Raw genomic sequence first — 15,955 nt, 5'->3', positions numbered from 1 at the left:
GCATGGATCTGAAACAGCTTTGGAAGCAAAGACGCACAGGGTTCTGGAACAACATCGTTCCGTACATAGGTTACGTGATCCAGAGCGGCGTTGCCATGGTCTTTCTGTTTGTGGTCATTGCATTTTCCGCCTGGTATACCTCTTTCGTACAACATATTCCTGCAGGTTTTCCAATTCGCTGGGTCGCGTTGCTTTTGCTTGCCCCGCTGGCCATTTTTGCGGGATATCGTACGTATTTACAGCCGGCAGACATCGTTTTTCTCAGGCCGCAGGAGCATCGGATGCAAGAGTATTTGAAAAACAGTTTCTCGCGCGGCGTGATCTATAAGTGTATCGGACTACTGATCGTTTACGTGACGTTATGGCCGCTCTATGTGCGCGCCGACGCGGATGCGCGTCCGTTCGGGTGGTTTTTGCTGCTGCTGCTCGCATGGAAAGGAGTGTCCAGCTATGGAGCTTGGCAGGAGCTCCGCATGGTCCAATACGGCGCAGCCCGAGGGTACCGGCTGCTGCGCTGGGCTGTGGTCATTCTGGCGGTGGCCGCCTGGTTGTGGCATCCGCCGCAGCGAAGCATCTGGTTCGAATTGCTGCTTGCCGTGCTTTACCTCGTGGCATTGCGAATTCCGCATAAACATCGGGTAGCCTGGGAACGCCTGATTCGAGTGGAGCAATCCCAAAGCGCGAGAGTCATGCAAACGCTGGGATGGTTTGTGGATGTCCCATCTTCAGGGCAGAAGGTCAGCGCACGCCGCTGGTTGAGCAAGTGGGGAAGCGGCTTGCCTTGGAAACCCGAGAAGGCTTACCGGTATTTGATCACCAAAACGTTTATTCGGACCGAAGTATTTCCGATCGTGGTGCGTCTGATTTTGCTGGGCATGTTATTGACGTGGTGGACGGCAGGCACTTACTTTGGCCTCGGCGTGTATTTGTTCTTCCTGCTGATCGCCGGGGTCCAGCTGGGGTCGTTGCGCCGTGCCCATGCCGAATCGTTCTGGATCATGATTTATCCGATTACCGAAGAAAGCCGTCGTTCCCAGGTGCTTGGTTTTATTTTTCACCTCCATGCGGGTTTCGCACTCCTGCTATGGCTGCCGATGCTCACCGCGGGAATGGACGGTTTGGGGATCATCGGGGCAGCATTGGTCCTTGGCGTTGCGGTTGCGTACCTGATGAGAAGATCCCAAAGAAACAAATGGTTGAAGGAAGAAGAGGACATATAGAGCTCATTCGCTATTTGGTTAACGGCATTTGCGACAGTCCTTAGAGTTGAAGAAACGGTTGATCCAGGGGAAGTTCCGGGTCAACCGTTTTTGCGTTAGTTCGGGCCGAAGCGTTTATACCGCGCCGGAGTTATGGTACTAACAACAGAGGAACGATTTCGTAATGATCACAAGCAGGATGAACAGTACAAGAATAGCACCTGTACTTGTGAATCCACCGCCACAGTATCCGTAACCGCCTCTTGTTTCTTCAACGCCAGACATGGTCATTCCCCTTTCGGTTCGTTGTTGGCACGCCTTTGCGTACACCGTATATTATGAGCCGTGGGTATAAGTTGATTGGGCAAGTGCCCCGTTTCCAAAGGAAAAAGGAGGTTTGGGCGCCGGATTGCACTTCCGTAAACGCAAGAACACCTCCCTTGTCGCATGCGGACATGTTTCAAGAGAGGTGTTCGGAATGAGGAGAGCAATGCAGCCCCGTCTCCGTTTTTATGGAATAGGCGTTTTATCCTATATTTAATTGGCTTGCAGTTCCAGAACGCTGCGATGAATGGTATCAAACAGATCCTCAAGCGAGGACTCCTCGATGCAGGAGAAGGCTACGCGCAAATCCGTTTCTCCCAATGCGATGGTACCTACGCCGTATTGCTGCAGCAGATGGTTGCGGAGTGCTTCCGCACTGACATCTTTAAGCTTCAGGCACATGAAATAACCGGAGTTGAACGGATAATATTGCAGTGCATCGCCGTATTTGCCGCTGTCAAGCAGTTCCTTTACTTTGTTGGCACGGCCTTTCATAATTTCGAACTTCTCCCGTTTTTGGGCTTCGAACCCTTCTGCCTTGAGTGCATCCAGCACAAAGGTTTGAGACGGATGCGGACCGCTGGAAATCGTGGCACGGATAATGCCCAGCGTCTTCTGCTCCAGCGCATTCAGAACGCCGGCGTCCTCGTGGGCATACGTGATGAAACCGACGCGGAAGCCCCATACGAATTCTTCCTTGGTCGCGCCGTCGATCTTGACAGCAAGGACGCGCGGGTGAATGCCGGCCAGCTTACCGAACAACGACTCGTGAATGGAATCTTCGAAGAACAAGCCATAGTAGGCATCATCCGTAACAGCAACCACATCGACGCCTGCTTCCGCAGCCTGGCGAATCGTATCCACGATCAGGTCTGCTTCTTCGGCACCCGGCGTGTAACCTGTCGGATTGTTCGGGAAGTTAAGCAGCACGATGGCTTTGCCCTTGTCTTTCTGTGCAAGAAGTGCATTCAGCAGACCTTCGCTGTTGAACGTCAAGTCTTCGTTAAACAGGGGATAATGAACCAACTGGCTGTGACGGCGAATTCCGAAGGTCAGCTCATAATTTTCCCAGTTTTTATCCGGATAAATCACAGCGTCCCCTTCATCGGCAAACAGGTCGGCTACGATGCTGAGTCCGTGCGTCAATGCATTGGTTACAATCGGATTGCCGAAGCTTTTGCCTTCCAGGGAAGGCGTTTCCTTCAGCAACTTCTCTCTCCAAACTTTCCGCAGCTCAGGCTTGCCCGCAGGCGGAGCGTAAGGATACAGATCCTTGGGTTCATATGCGGAGAGCTTCTCCTGAATGACAGGAAGATGCATCGGTACGCCGCCTTCAAGGGCAATACCAATCGTTGCGTTATAGGTTTTGGCCAGGCTTGCCGCTTCGGCAGACTGACTCAGAATGCCTTCTTTCGGGAAATAGATTTCCTTTCCGAGCTGCGACAGCATGGAGTAGACGTGACTGCTGCCTGCCTGAATACTTTCGTTCAACTGTTCAGCCAGTGGATTCATTATTTTCATCCTTCCAAGTCTTTGGGATTCAACTGCCTAACATTATATCACCTTGCATGCAACCCGTCACGGAAATTACGCATAATGACAGTTATTACACTTCACCGCGTTGTTGCAGGAGGAGAATTGGCTTGGAAAGACGAAAAAGCGCTCCCTGTTTTCACATACAATGAACGGTCACTTCTGGTGAAAAGGACAGTACTTTCGCATCATTTCGGCGGTTTCGGCATCCCGGCCTTCGTCTCGGCGCTGCAGTTCGCCGTTAATGTGCTCGAACCGGTCTGCCGCCAGGTTTTGCCCGAATTTGAATTTGGCGCTGAGGCGTTCGGGAACGATGCGGACCACCGCGACCGCTTTGAGGCGGCCTGCATAACGGGAATCATTCGCATCGATGGGAACGTAACCGCCCTGCGGTTGAAGCTTTTCCATGAATCGTTGCAGCGCCTTCCCTTTGGTGTGCAGGTCGGCGACGACCTCGGCTTGTCCGAAAGCCATGACGCTTTTAAAAAACGAGGTTGCCGGGCAAGCGAGCTCGGGATCGCTGAAGTAGGAAGGAATCAAGGAAAACTCCTCGGCGACCGTAAAGCTGACGGAGGAATCCTGTTTGATCTGTTTCATCTTCTCTCCGGCCAGACTGCCATGGAAATAGAAGCATCCCTCCATATAAACAAAGTTCAGCGGCGTTACCCGAGGTGAGCCGTCCGTGCCAATCGTTCCCAGAAAACCAAATGAAGCCTCGTTCAAAAATGCTTCGATTTCCTGTTCTTCACTTACGCTGAATTCTTTTCTTCTCATCTGCAAGATCCCCCTTGGTTGGTATGGCCTGAATCGTCGTAGAGCGTACTTCTAAGATATAAGCTATATTGACAATAAAATAGATCCAATTTACATTCATTTTTATAGGCCAATTTGAATCGGGTAACGTGGAGGTGATGGTTGTTATGGAGTTTTGGCTCCCCATGGAAAGCTATGAACGCCAGCACCGTTTCAAATATGCCGCATTGTATCACGCGCTCCGCGATGCCATCCATGCGGGAACGCTCGCAAGCGGAACGAGGCTGCCGTCGACGCGAGATCTGGCCCGCCAATACAATCTTTCGCGCGGATCCGTTGCCCAGGTGTACGACATGCTGCTTGCAGACGGATACGTGCGCGCCTACCGTGGGAAAGGGACATATGTTTCAGACACGCTGACGGAAAAGGAGTATACTGGGCGCGAGGCCAAGATCAGCTTGTCCCCTTGGGGGAAGAGGGTAGCCAACCTTCATATGGTGAACGGGGACGTGCCCATCGACGCCGTCCGCCAGCCCGTCATCGATTTCAACATGCAGCGCATGCCTGCCGAGCATTTTCCGCAAGCCGAGTGGAGAAGTGCGCTTGCCGCTGCCCAGCGCAGTGATTGGAGGAGGCAGAGCAGCGTGGCAGGGGATCTGGAACTGCGTGAGGCCATCGCCTCGCATGTGAGATGGACGAGAGGAATACACGCCGATCCTTCGCAGATTGTGCTGTTCAGCGGGTCGATGCAGGGAATAACGCTGCTGACCCAGCTGCTCGTTTCCGAAGGAGACTCCGTTGTGCTGGAAAATCCAGGTTATCCGGGCATTGCCCAAGCTGTAAAGGCGGGAGGCGGCCGTCTCCTGCCGGCTCCCGTGGATGCGGGCGGAATCATTCCGCAAGCGTGGGAAGCAGGCGTGTTGTTCGTTACGCCGACCAGACAATATCCTACAGGGGCGGTGCTGGGCCTGGAGCGTCGGAAAAAACTGCTAACCTGGGCTTCGGAGCGGAATGCCGTCATTATTGAGGATGACTATGACAGCGAATTCCGGTGGGGAGGCAGGCCGATTGAACCGCTCAAAGTACTTGATCGCGAACAGCGAGTGATCTATATCGGCTCGTTCTCGCAGACGATGCCGGCGGCGGTTCGGCTGGGGTATGCCGTTTTGCCGCAAAGCCTCGTAGGCCCGGTTTTGGCGGCAAAAACGTTGTTTGAACCTGTTTCCCCCGCATTGCTGGAGCAGCGTGCATTGGCCCGATTCATGGCCCGGGGGTGTTATTTGCGGCATGTGAGAAGGTTGACGCGCCTGTACGGGGAGCGGCATGATTTTTTCGTGAACGAGCTGGAGCGGCAGCTGCCGGAAGCTTTTACGGTGCAGCCGGGAGATGCAGGCTTGCACGTTTATGCGACATGGAACGGCAGTTCCGAATCCTTTGAACGGTTCAAACGGTTGGCTGCGCAGGAAGGCGTTCGATTTCGTGATGCGGCCCGGTATCACTTGAAGCCGTTCTCTTCTGCCGTTTGCTTTGGATTTGCTCATCTCGACGAGAAGGCATTGGCCGAAGGCATCGCCATCATGCGGCGTGCGTGGGAGAAGTGCATATTTTCGTTTCGGTGAATTCCGCTGTATAATAGGATAAGGTTGTATGGTTTTATGCTCTGGAGGGAGCTGACATCCATAGATGAGCGTGCCGTGCGTCGTTTTATGTTGGACGAACAGTATGGCACGCATGAAGAGAGATCAACATTCAAGGGGGAGTGGCGACATGCTGCAGGCATCGCCGTCATCTTTTGTTATTTTGCCCGCAGTCGCCAAAATTGTCTGCGAGCCGGGCTGGAAGTGGCAGAAGCGGGAAAAACCGATGCAGAATTACGATTTGTTTTATGTATGGAGCGGTGAAGGTACGGTTGTCCTCAATGATCAGCCGTATGAGGTGGGCAAGGGCAGTTGTTTCCTGTTTCGGCCGGGAGACCATACCAGTGCGACTCATAATCGGCAAAAGCCGCTTGTGCTCACGTACATTCATTTTGATGTGGAGGGGCATGTTACGGAAACTCCGCAGCCCTACCGTACGGTACAGGAGACGGTGGAGTTTGAGCATCTGCTTGCCCGGTATGTGAGGCTGTTTTTGTCCGATGTGTACGGACGGGAAGAGGAGAGCAAGCTGATTCTGAAACAGCTTATGATTCATCTGCTGCGGGCCGATACGGAACCGCCTGCCGAACGGAAAGTAAGCAACCAGCTCTCCGATGTGATCCAGGAAGTCGCCAATTATGTCCGGCAGCATCCCGGAATAACCCATCGCGTGGAGGATCTGGCAGCTCGTGCGGGATTATCCCCGCGATATTTTTCCATCAAATTCAAGGAACTTGTCGGTTCCTCCGTGCAATCGTACATTATCCGCATGCGCATTGAGCGTGCCGAGCATCTGCTCGTGCATACAGGCATGAACGTTACCGAGGTGGCCGATGCGCTCGGGTATCGCGACATTTTTTTCTTCAGTCGTCAATTCAAGCAATACACCGGCAAAAGCCCATCCGAGATCCGTTAAGTTAATGACAGTTTACAATCTCAACACCACGTAATGGGAGAAATGCGGCGGACGGGTTTTCCGATCAAACCAAAAAAGGCACAGTACCTGGTTCAGGGGCTGTGCCTTTTTTGCCTGCGTTCAGTCGTTATGGATTGACCCGTTTAAACCGTCCAAGAAGTGTTCCCATTTTGACGGTATCTCCAGGCTGCAAGTCCGTTCGAGGTTCAAATGTCCCACTTTGCGTTAACAGGACGACGGTTGAACCGAACTCGAAATAAGCCAAATCATCGCCTTGTGCCCAGGCACTTGTTGTTTCATCGGCGTATTGGATGCTGCTTACGTTCATGGCGCCGACCTTGACGACGGCCACTTCGCCAAAATCGTGAGCAATGTAGGTAATCAGCCGTTCATTCCGGCTTAACACCGCTCGCATATGGGTGAGTCCGAAATCGTTCACGGGGTAAACCTTGCCTTTAACGTGCTCCGTCTCGATTTTGTGGCCGCTTACGGGTGCATGAATGCGGTGATAGTCGCGAGGGCTGAGGTAAAGGACAAAGGCATAACCATGTTTGTACTTCTCCTGGTGGGGAGAATGGTTCAACAGCTCGGCAAGTGTATAATTTTGTCCCTTCACGTTAAGGAGCGTGCCCGAAGAGATGGGTCCGGAGGCCGTGATTTTGGCATCGACCGGACTGATCAGAGCATGCTCCGAAAGATCAAGCGGGCGCATGCCAGGCTTTAATTTCCGCGTGAAGAAATCATTCAGTGAACGATAGTCCTTCCAGTCCATTTCGGCTTCATGCAAAGGGATGTCGTATGTTCGAACAAAATAAGGGATAAAGGCCTTGCTTATCCTGCTCTTGGAAAATCCCCCTACGGTTTGAGAGATCCATTTGCGAGAAGAAAGCTCGGTCATTAACCGTAACAGCGTTTTTGCCATGAATATCCCCCTTAATTAATGCAAAACATCAGGATCGGCAATGGCCAACCATTCTGCATAATATTGACACAGAATGCAAGCGAAATCAATACAGGCCCCTATGATACGTTTGGGTTTGGCGGGAAATGCGGGTGTTTTGTTCAAGCAGCAGACGGCCGTAGGCCATCGGTTCCCGATAACTGGCCATCCAGTGTTCATTCATCCCGGCTTTGCGAAAGCCGTATCGTTGGTCTCTTCCGTTGCATTCGATAAAATAGATCCTTCCCTGTTCAGTCACGCCCATGTCCAATCCAAGGTCGGCCAAATGCGGCAGGTTCGCCGAAAGGGTGTAGGCCACCTGGAGCGCAATGGAACAAATCGAGTCTTCGAGCTCGGCGCGGGCCAGAGTGGTTGAATCGCTGTCCAGCACGTCTCCGAGCTTCATGACTTTTCCGCCTTGCGCGATGTTGGTGACAAAGGTATGCGCAGGAGCGGCTTTGGCAAACATGCCGGTCACTTGCCACAAACCGTCTTTTCCGCGCTGCACGGATATACGCAGGTCGACGGGCCTTCCCTTGTAACGCAGCAGTGGAATTCGTTCCTCAATCAAATAGGCATGGCGGAATATTCGCCGAAGCGCAGCCGATGGCAGCTGGCCCTTGTGCAGGCGGAAGGTAGCCCATCCCTTTCGTGAAGCCTTGGATTGACAGGTTAAATGCCATTGCCCTTCTTTTTTGAACAAACGCATGATTCCATGGCCGATGCTTCCGCTGCACGGTTTGATAATGAGATCGTCGAATTGGTCCATCATATGAGCCAAAGATTGCTGCGTGGCCCTTTGCGCATGAGGCAGATGTTCACGCAAAACCGGATTTTGAAACAACATGTCATGGATGTAGTCTTTGCGATAACGGTTGCGGACGTTGTAAATCTGGATGCCTTGCAGCAGCAACTGGGCAATTTTGTGCTGTTCCATCCGGCGCAGCTGGAAAGCGCGATTATGAATGACCGCAGGAAGGGGTATCCGCCTCCGGACATAAGTTTCCCCTATGCGGATATAGGCCAAGCAGGTTTTGCTTTCGGGATGGATATCCTCCAGCCGCAGGAAACAGGGCACCAAATTGTAGAGTGCCGCTGCCATCTCATAATTGACGAGTGATTCTTGGCCGGTTTTGCCATTCGGTATGCCGCGGTACATCCGTGTATCGAGCAAAATGCCGATCAGTTCTTGCGGCATTGATTATTCCCCCTTTCGAGTAAATGCGAGAAGTATTACTTACGAAGCCGATATGTTGGCGAACGAATGCAGATTGAATCACGTTTATTTTTTGGCAATGCTTACATGCAGCAGTCATGTTTCTTGGGTGTGTGCCAACGGTGTATATAGATATCGTATGACGCCGCCGGACCGATGCTTGGACACCCGCCTGACCGGCATGGAGGGGGACAGCCTATTTCATACGGGACAGGTTGTTTGCTCTTTCTCGTGCAGAGGCTGCTCCTTTCTGCGCCAATGTCTCCAAAGATAGTGGCATATGCCCAAATCAGCGCATATGATGGCGGAGACGAAGGTTAGAGGAAGGAGCAAGCTGCATGAGTAAAAAAGGGAGAAAAAAGGCCCAGACGCCGAAACTTCGTCATCTGAGCCCCACATTTAGGGAGCTGGAGCTGACGGAACGCCGCACTAGTCCGAGTCCGGTTCGTTCAAGCTTTGCTCTCGAGAAGGATGATCGTTTGAATGCCCATGTTCCGTCATCGAAGGAGCCGGACGGACCTCTACAGCCATCCGATCCCGCATTGCCGGAAACCGATGAACCATCTGGAAATGCGCAGCAGCCCGAAATTCATGTTGAAGTCGTTCAACCGCCGCCGGAAACTGCGGTTACGGAAGCTGCGCAGGCAACTGCTCTCGAGAAGGATCAGATGAAAGTCAGCAGCGTAGCCCAATGGTCCGCGGAAGTAGAAGACAACAAGCAGGAAGGACTCACTGCCGGAGAAAGGCTCAAACAGTTGAGGCAAAACCAGATGCCCGGCCAAGTCGGACATTATATTTACACCGATGACTTAAGCGAGCATGCGGTTACGGAGAGCCGGTTGGCCCCGCTGTCCGTGGATGCAAGCAAACTGAAGCCGGGTGCCGTTGGAAGCGAGGCTCTTCAGGACTATGCCGTAACGAGCATCCATATCGCTGACGGAGCGATCCTGTCCGCCAAGCTTGCCGAAAATTCCGTGTCGGAGGAGCATTTGATTGATGGTTCCGTATCGGGCCACAAAATCCGAAACGCCTCGATTTCGGGGGATAAAATCAGGGATGGTAGCATCACGTCGCAGAAGCTCGGCAATCAGGTCATCGATGCCTCCAAAATCGCGGACGGATCAATCAGTGCAAGGCATTTTAATCACATGGTCATTACCGAGGATCTGATTAAAAATCAGGCCATCACCGGAGAAAAGATTGCTGTTAGCAGCATTGATACCCGTCACTTGGTCGGAGGGGCCGTGCATACCTCGAAGCTTGCCGACGATGCGGTTACAACGTCCAAAATCCGTGAAGGCGCGATAACGGGCAGCAAGATCGAAGAACAATCCATTACGTCGGCACACATTCAGACAGGGGCTATTCAACAAAGTCATCTTGCCGAAGGTTTGGTGGGAAGACCTCAACTGGCGGACGAAAGCGTTGGCAGCAAGCAGATTGAAGAAGGCGCGATCGAAATGAGGCATATTGCACCGGGTGCGCTAAACGGCAGACACTTGGCCAGCGGTTCCATCAGCCAAATTCAGATTGGTGCTTATGCGGTGGGGCGGGACCAAATTGGACCAGGGGAAGTGCAAAGCGAGCATTTGGCGGAAGGAGCCGTCATCGGCTCAAAGATCGCGGATCAGTCAATCGGAACGGCAAAGCTTCTGGAACAAGCGGTGACGGCCTCCAAAATCGCGGATCAAAGCATTGTTTCCTCCAAAATCGCCGACGAGGTCATTCAGGGAAAACATCTGGCCCAGGCTTCCATTCGTGCCGAACATATCGCCAACCGGGGAATTACGCCAGTCCACATCGACAATGCCGCGATCCATTCCATTCATATCGCTTCAGGAAGCGTGGAAGCTGTGCATTTGGCAGACGGCAGCGTTTCGGGTGCAGCATTGGCAGAGAATGCGGTGTCTACCGAACATCTGTCCGAAGCCTCCGTCGGAACGGATCAAATCCAAGACGGAGCGATCACGGGTAAAAAACTCGCTGAAGGAAGCGTGACATCAGACAAACTGGGGCCGGCATCGGTCAATGGCAAAGTTCTGGCACCAGGCAGCGTTTCGACAGTACACCTTGCCAATGGCGGAGTGACGAGCAGTCACCTGTCTCCAGGCAGTGTAAGTTCAGAGGCGTTACGGCCGTATACGGTAAAATCGGAGCATCTGACCGAGCGTGCTGTAGGAGCCCCTCATCTGCAGCCGGGGAGCGTGCAGACGTCGGCGCTGGCTAAAGGAGCCGTGACGGGAGAAAAGCTTGCACCAGGCAGCGTAGCTTCTGCACAAGTGGCAAATGGCTCGATTTTCCCTCCGCATTTGACGGACCATGCCGTCACTTCGCCAAAGCTGTCTCCGGAAAGTGTGTCCACTGATAAAATTGCCGATCAGGCGGTGACGTCGGCCAAACTGGCGGACGGCAGTGTGAACTCTGCCAAAATAATGGCTGAGAGCATTGCGCCCAAACATATTCCGACAGGTACGATTCACGGATACCATTTGAAACAGCATGTGGTTTCCTTGGAGCATTTGGCAGATGAGGTTCGTTCCCCTGATTTGTTCGCCGATGGCAGCATCACCAGCAATAAATTGCAACCGGGTCTGATTCGGGAGGAATATTTGGCTTCAGGCTCCGTATCCGGCACCGCGCTGCAGCCTGGCGCCGTTGGGAAGGAACATCTGCAGGCCTCGGTAGTGGAATCCGCCCATCTTGCCGCGGGCAGCGTGGATTCGGATCATCTGGCCGAACGGATTGTTGGCCCACAGCATTTGCAGGTAGAAAGCATCAATGGCGAGCACATTGCCAGCCATGAGATCAAGGCGCGGCATTTGGCGCCTTCATCGATCAAAGAAGAACACTTGGCACCCCTGTTGATATCGGGAGTCCATTTGCAGCCTGGGCTAATCAGCAGCCTGCATTTGCAGGCGGAATCGACAGGTCCTGTACATCTGCAGCAAGGGGCAGTGAAATCCCGTCATATTGAGGAAGGCGCCGTGCTCTCGCATCACATTTTGGAGCGCAGCATCGGCAATGCCCATCTGGAAGAAGAATCGGTTAGTACAACGACTTTGCAAGATGGAGCAGTGACGGTCTCCAAACTCGCCGATGGCAGCGTGGATGGGCACAAACTGATCGACGGCAGCATCGACACGGTGCATTTGGCGGACGGGGCGGTGCAAGGCAGCAAGCTCGCAGCAGGATCCGTGGGGTTGGATCATCTCGCAGCAGGTGCGATCGACGGCAGCAAACTTGTTGAAGGAAGCATCGGCAGCGTGCACTTGCAAGCAGAAGCGATCAGTTCGGCAAATTTGCAAGATGAAGCAGTGACGGCTTCCAAGCTTGCCAAGGGCAGCGTGGATGGCAGCAAGCTGGCGGCGGGAACGATCGGCCTGGAGCATTTGTCGGCGGAAGTGTTGGAGGGTAGTAAACCGGCCGAAGGCAGCATCGAAACAGCGCATTTGGTGGACGGAGCGGTTGATGGCAGCAAGCTCGCAGCAGGATCTGTAGGTTCGGATCATCTCGCGGCAGGTGCGATCGACGGCAGCAAACTGGCCAAAGGAAGCGTAGGCAGCGAACACTTGCAAGCAGAGGCGATCAGTTCGGTGAACTTGCAAGACGGAGCAGTGACGGCCTCCAAACTTGCCGACAGCAGCGTGGATGGCAGCAAACTGGCGGCGGGAACGGTAGGCCTGAAGCATCTGTCGTTAGAAGTGCTGGAAAGCAACAAACTGGCTGAAGGAAGCATCCGCAGCGTGCACTTGCAAGCAGAAGCGATCAGTTCGGTGAACTTGCAAGATGGAGCAGTGACGGCCTCCAAGCTCGCCAAGGGCAGTGTGTACGGCAGCAAGCTCGCAGCAGGATCCGTGGGTCCGGAGCATCTTGCGGCAGGTGCGATCGACGGCAGCAAACTGGCGGCGGGAACGATAAGTCTGAAGCATTTGTCGGCAGAAGTGCTGGAGAAAAACAAACTGGCCGAAGGCAGCATCGGCAGCGCGCACTTGCAAGCAGAAGCCATCAGTACGGCGAACTTGCAAGATGGAGCAGTAACAGCCTCCAAGCTCGCCAACGGCAGCGTGGATGGCAGCAAGCTGGCGGTGGGAACGATCGGTCTGGAGCATCTGTCGGCAGAAGTGCTGGAAAGCAGCAAACTGGCTGAAGGCAGCATAAACACAGCGCATTTGGCGGACGGGGCGGTGCATGGCAGCAAACTGGCTGAAGGCAGTATCGGCAGCGCGCACTTGCAAGCGGAAGCGATCAGTACGGCGAATCTGCAAGATGGAGCAGTAACAGCCTCCAAACTCGCCAATGGCAGCGTGGATGGCAGCAAACTGGCCGAGGACAGCATCAGCAGCGCGCACTTGCAAACAGAAGCGATTAGTTCGGCGAATCTGCAAGATGGAGCAGTGACGGCCTCCAAGCTCGCCAACGGCAGCGTGGATGGCAGCAAGCTGGCGGTGGGAACGATCGGCTTGGAGCATCTGTCGGCAGAAGTGCTGGAAAGCAGCAAACTGGCCGAAGGCAGCATCAGCAGCGCGCACTTGCAAGCGGAAGCGATCAGTACGGCGAATTTGCAAGATGGAGCAGTGACAGCCTCCAAACTCGCCAATGGCAGCGTGGATGGCAGCAAACTGGCCGAGGGCAGCATCGAAACGGCGCATTTGGCGGACGGGGCGGTACAAGGCAGCAAACTGGCGGCAGGAACGATCGGCCTGGAGCATTTGTCGGCAGAAGTGCTGGAGAGCAGCAAGCTGGCCGAAGGCAGCATCAGCAGCGTGCACTTGCAAACAGAAGCGATTAGTTCGGCGAACCTGCAAGATGGAGCAGTGACAGCCTCCAAGCTCGCCAATGGCAGCGTGGATGGCAGCAAGCTGGCCGAGAACAGCATCAGCAGCGCGCACTTGCAAACAGAAGCGATTAGTTCGGCGAATCTGCAAGATGGAGCAGTGACAGCCTCCAAACTCGCCAATGGCAGCGTGGATGGCAGCAAGCTGGCCGAGAACAGCATCAGCAGCGCGCACTTGCAAGCAGAAGTGATCAGTTCGGCGAATCTGCAAGATGGAGCAGTGACGGCTTCCAAGCTCGCCAACGGCAGCGTGGATGGCAGCAAGCTGGCAGCAGGAACGATCGGCTTGGAGCATTTGTCGGCAGAAGTACTGGAGACCAACAAACTGTCTGAAGGCAGCATCGACACGGTGCATTTGGCGGACGGTGCGGTACAAGGCAGCAAATTGGCTGAAGGCAGCATCAGCAGCGTGCACTTGCAAACAGAAGCGATCAGTTCGGCGAACTTGCAAGACGGAGCAGTGACAGCCTCCAAACTCGCCAATGGCAGCGTGGATGGCAGCAAGCTGGCAGCAGGAACGATCGGCTTGGAGCATTTGTCGGCAGAAGTGCTGGAAAGCAGCAAACTGTCTGAAGGCAGCATCAGCAGCGCGCACTTGCAAGCAGAAGCGATCAGTACGGCGAACCTGCAAGACGGAGCAGTGACAGCCTCCAAACTCGCCAATGGCAGCGTGGATGGCAGCAAACTGGCAGCAGGAACGATCGGCCTGGAGCATTTGTCGGCAGAAGTGCTGGAAAGCAGCAAACTGTCTGAAGGCAGCATCGACACGGTGCATTTGGCGGACGGTGCGGTACAAGGCAGTAAGCTCGCAGCGGGATCTGTGGGTCCGGAGCATCTCAAGTCAGGTGCGATCGATGGCAGCAAGCTGGCAGCAGGAACGATCGGCCTGGAGCATTTGTCGGCAGAAGTGCTGGGAAGCGGCAACCTGGCCGCAGGAAGCATCGGATCGGAGCAACTGGCAGATGGCTCCATTGATGAGAACAAACTGGCCGAAGGCGCCGTATTCTCCTATCACATTTCCGATGGCAGCATTGGTCGTGTTCATTTGGAAGAGGAAGCTGTCGGAACGTTGAACTTGCAAGATGGCGCGGTCACGCTTTCCAAGCTGGCTCCAAGCAGCGTGGATGGCAGCAAACTGGCCGAAGGCAGCATCGATACGGTGCATTTGACGAACGGTGCGGTGCAAGGCAGCAAGCTCGCAGCTGGATCCGTCGGTTGGGAGCATCTCGTGGCAGAATCCATTGATGGCAGTAAACTTGTTAAGGGAAGCATCGGCTCGGAGCAACTGGCAGATGGCTCCATTGATGAAAATAAACTGGCCGAAGGCGCCGTATTCTCCTATCACATTTCCGATGGCAGCATTGGTCGTGTTCATTTGGAAGAGGAAGCTGTCGGAACGTTGAACTTGCAAGATGGCGCGGTCACGCTTTCCAAGCTGGCCCCAGGCAGCGTAGACGGCAGCAAACTGGCGGACGGTTCCGTGCAATCGCACCACATTTTGGATGGCAGCATCGGCAGCTTGCACTTGGAAGAAGAAGCGGTCGGCACGCTAAACTTGCAAGACGGATCGGTTACCGGTCCAAAACTGGCAAATGGCAGCGTGGATGGCAGCAAACTTGGCAAACAAAGCATAAGTTCCCTTCACTTAAATGGGGGGATCGTGGGGACGGAGCATTTGAGTGCGGAAGTCTGGGAGGCGATTCGCCAACTCAGCGGAGATACGTTGGAACAATTGGTTGCCGCCAAGCAGCAGGAAGAACAAGAGTCGGCAAAGGCAGCAGCATTTACTCTAAAAGACGAACCGATTCAGGATTCGAACCAGGTGGACGTACAACCGAATCCGGAGCCGGCTGCCGACGTAAGGGAAAGCCTCGAAGCTGCAGAACGGATCAGTGAAAATTCCGTTCGGGGGGATCACCTGTGCGAGGATGCGGTGGGTAGCCGGGAGCTGAAGGCAGGGGCCGTAACCCCAAAACATTTATCTTTCCATCCGGTGCGAAGTTCCAGCCGCCAGCCGATCGTTCAACAGTTCGGCATGGAAGCCTTCATCCTGCCTGAAGAAGATTCCTCGGTCGAACTGACGGTAATATTTGAAGAAGCTTTTGCATCGGAGCACTACGTCATTGTGGCGATGTGCAATGACCGGGGATTTCAGGTATCGCTCTTGTCCCAGAGCGAAGACGAAGCAGTGTTGGAAGTTACACGTACAGCAGGATGCAAGCACACGTACGGACTGTTGTCATGGATCGCGGCCGGTCCGTCGTTATAACGGGGATAACAGCCGTTAATGCTGCAAAGGCGGTATCCGGGAAAATCCGGAATGCCGCCTTTTTTACTATCTGTATAAAGATTGTCCTGTCAGAATCGCCAGGGAAGGCCAGGTCAGTATAAAGGGGCAGTCCCGTATGTCATGCCCGTATTCCATGCCCGTATTCCATGCCCGGAGGCCGACGGCCCGGAACACTTTTTGCAATGGTTGTCACAGCGAATGAGTTGGGTCCATACAAGTCGAGTGCAGGCTGAATGATATCAGTTTTGGCAGCCGGATATTTGGACGTGGCTTCAAAGGGGGGATCACCGAATGGTAAAGCAAGTGGAACGGC

General features: G+C 54.0%; 9 protein-coding genes. 4 read left to right on the top strand and 5 right to left on the bottom strand.

The annotated features are described in order from the left end of the window. Nucleotides 1–2 precede the first annotated feature (2 nt). Nucleotides 3–1,220 carry an ABC transporter permease gene (locus L6H98_RS09335; RefSeq protein ID WP_236414584.1) on the top strand — a complete coding sequence of 406 codons (1,218 nt, stop codon included), beginning with the start codon at nucleotides 3–5 and terminating at the stop codon, nucleotides 1,218–1,220. Between the two features lie 138 nt (nucleotides 1,221–1,358). Here L6H98_RS09335 and L6H98_RS09330 read toward each other — a convergent pair whose 3' ends face one another. The 3 genes from L6H98_RS09330 to L6H98_RS09320 all read right to left on the bottom strand — a co-directional run bounded on the left by L6H98_RS09330 (nucleotide 1,359) and on the right by L6H98_RS09320 (nucleotide 3,830). Next, the gene (locus L6H98_RS09330) at nucleotides 1,359–1,484 is read right to left on the bottom strand and encodes a YjcZ family sporulation protein (protein ID WP_236414583.1); all 126 of its coding nucleotides are present in this window, start codon (nucleotides 1,482–1,484) and stop codon (nucleotides 1,359–1,361) included. A gap of 252 nt (nucleotides 1,485–1,736) precedes the next feature. Beyond that, entirely contained in the window at nucleotides 1,737–3,035 is a 1,299-nt protein-coding gene (locus L6H98_RS09325; protein ID WP_236414582.1) for an aminotransferase class I/II-fold pyridoxal phosphate-dependent enzyme, read from the bottom strand. A gap of 177 nt (nucleotides 3,036–3,212) precedes the next feature. Further along, nucleotides 3,213–3,830 (bottom strand): pyridoxamine 5'-phosphate oxidase family protein, encoded by a 618-nt coding sequence (locus L6H98_RS09320; protein ID WP_236414581.1) that lies wholly within the window; start codon nucleotides 3,828–3,830, stop codon nucleotides 3,213–3,215. Nucleotides 3,831–3,976: 146 nt separating this feature from the next. Here L6H98_RS09320 and L6H98_RS09315 point away from each other — a divergent pair, with 146 nt between their 5' ends. Next, nucleotides 3,977–5,428: a PLP-dependent aminotransferase family protein gene (locus tag L6H98_RS09315; protein ID WP_236414580.1), complete on the top strand. Its 1,452-nt coding sequence runs from the start codon at nucleotides 3,977–3,979 to the stop codon at nucleotides 5,426–5,428. A gap of 148 nt (nucleotides 5,429–5,576) precedes the next feature. Beyond that, a complete protein-coding gene (locus tag L6H98_RS09310) occupies nucleotides 5,577–6,362 on the top strand; it encodes an AraC family transcriptional regulator (RefSeq protein ID WP_236414579.1) in 786 nt (261 codons plus the stop codon). A 127-nt stretch (nucleotides 6,363–6,489) separates the two neighbouring features. Here the strand turns inward: L6H98_RS09310 and asd are convergent, their stop codons facing one another. Together asd and L6H98_RS09300 are read right to left on the bottom strand one after the other, a co-directional pair. After that, the gene (asd, locus tag L6H98_RS09305; protein WP_236414578.1) at nucleotides 6,490–7,284 is read right to left on the bottom strand and encodes an archaetidylserine decarboxylase; all 795 of its coding nucleotides are present in this window, start codon (nucleotides 7,282–7,284) and stop codon (nucleotides 6,490–6,492) included. 85 nt (nucleotides 7,285–7,369) lie between these two features. Continuing rightward, entirely contained in the window at nucleotides 7,370–8,500 is a 1,131-nt protein-coding gene (locus tag L6H98_RS09300; RefSeq protein ID WP_236414575.1) for a YheC/YheD family protein, read from the bottom strand. Nucleotides 8,501–8,856: 356 nt separating this feature from the next. Here L6H98_RS09300 and L6H98_RS09295 point away from each other — a divergent pair, with 356 nt between their 5' ends. Then, nucleotides 8,857–15,621 carry a WIAG-tail domain gene (locus L6H98_RS09295; protein WP_236414573.1) on the top strand — a complete coding sequence of 2,255 codons (6,765 nt, stop codon included), beginning with the start codon at nucleotides 8,857–8,859 and terminating at the stop codon, nucleotides 15,619–15,621. The last annotated feature ends 334 nt before the right edge of the window (nucleotides 15,622–15,955 follow it).

Origin of the sequence: Paenibacillus sp. JJ-223, assembly GCF_927798175.1 — a bacterium.
Classification (GTDB): domain Bacteria; phylum Bacillota; class Bacilli; order Paenibacillales; family Paenibacillaceae; genus Paenibacillus; species Paenibacillus hubeiensis.
The sequence above is the reverse complement of the archived record's forward strand: the minus strand, read 5'-3'. Positions and strand labels throughout refer to the sequence as shown.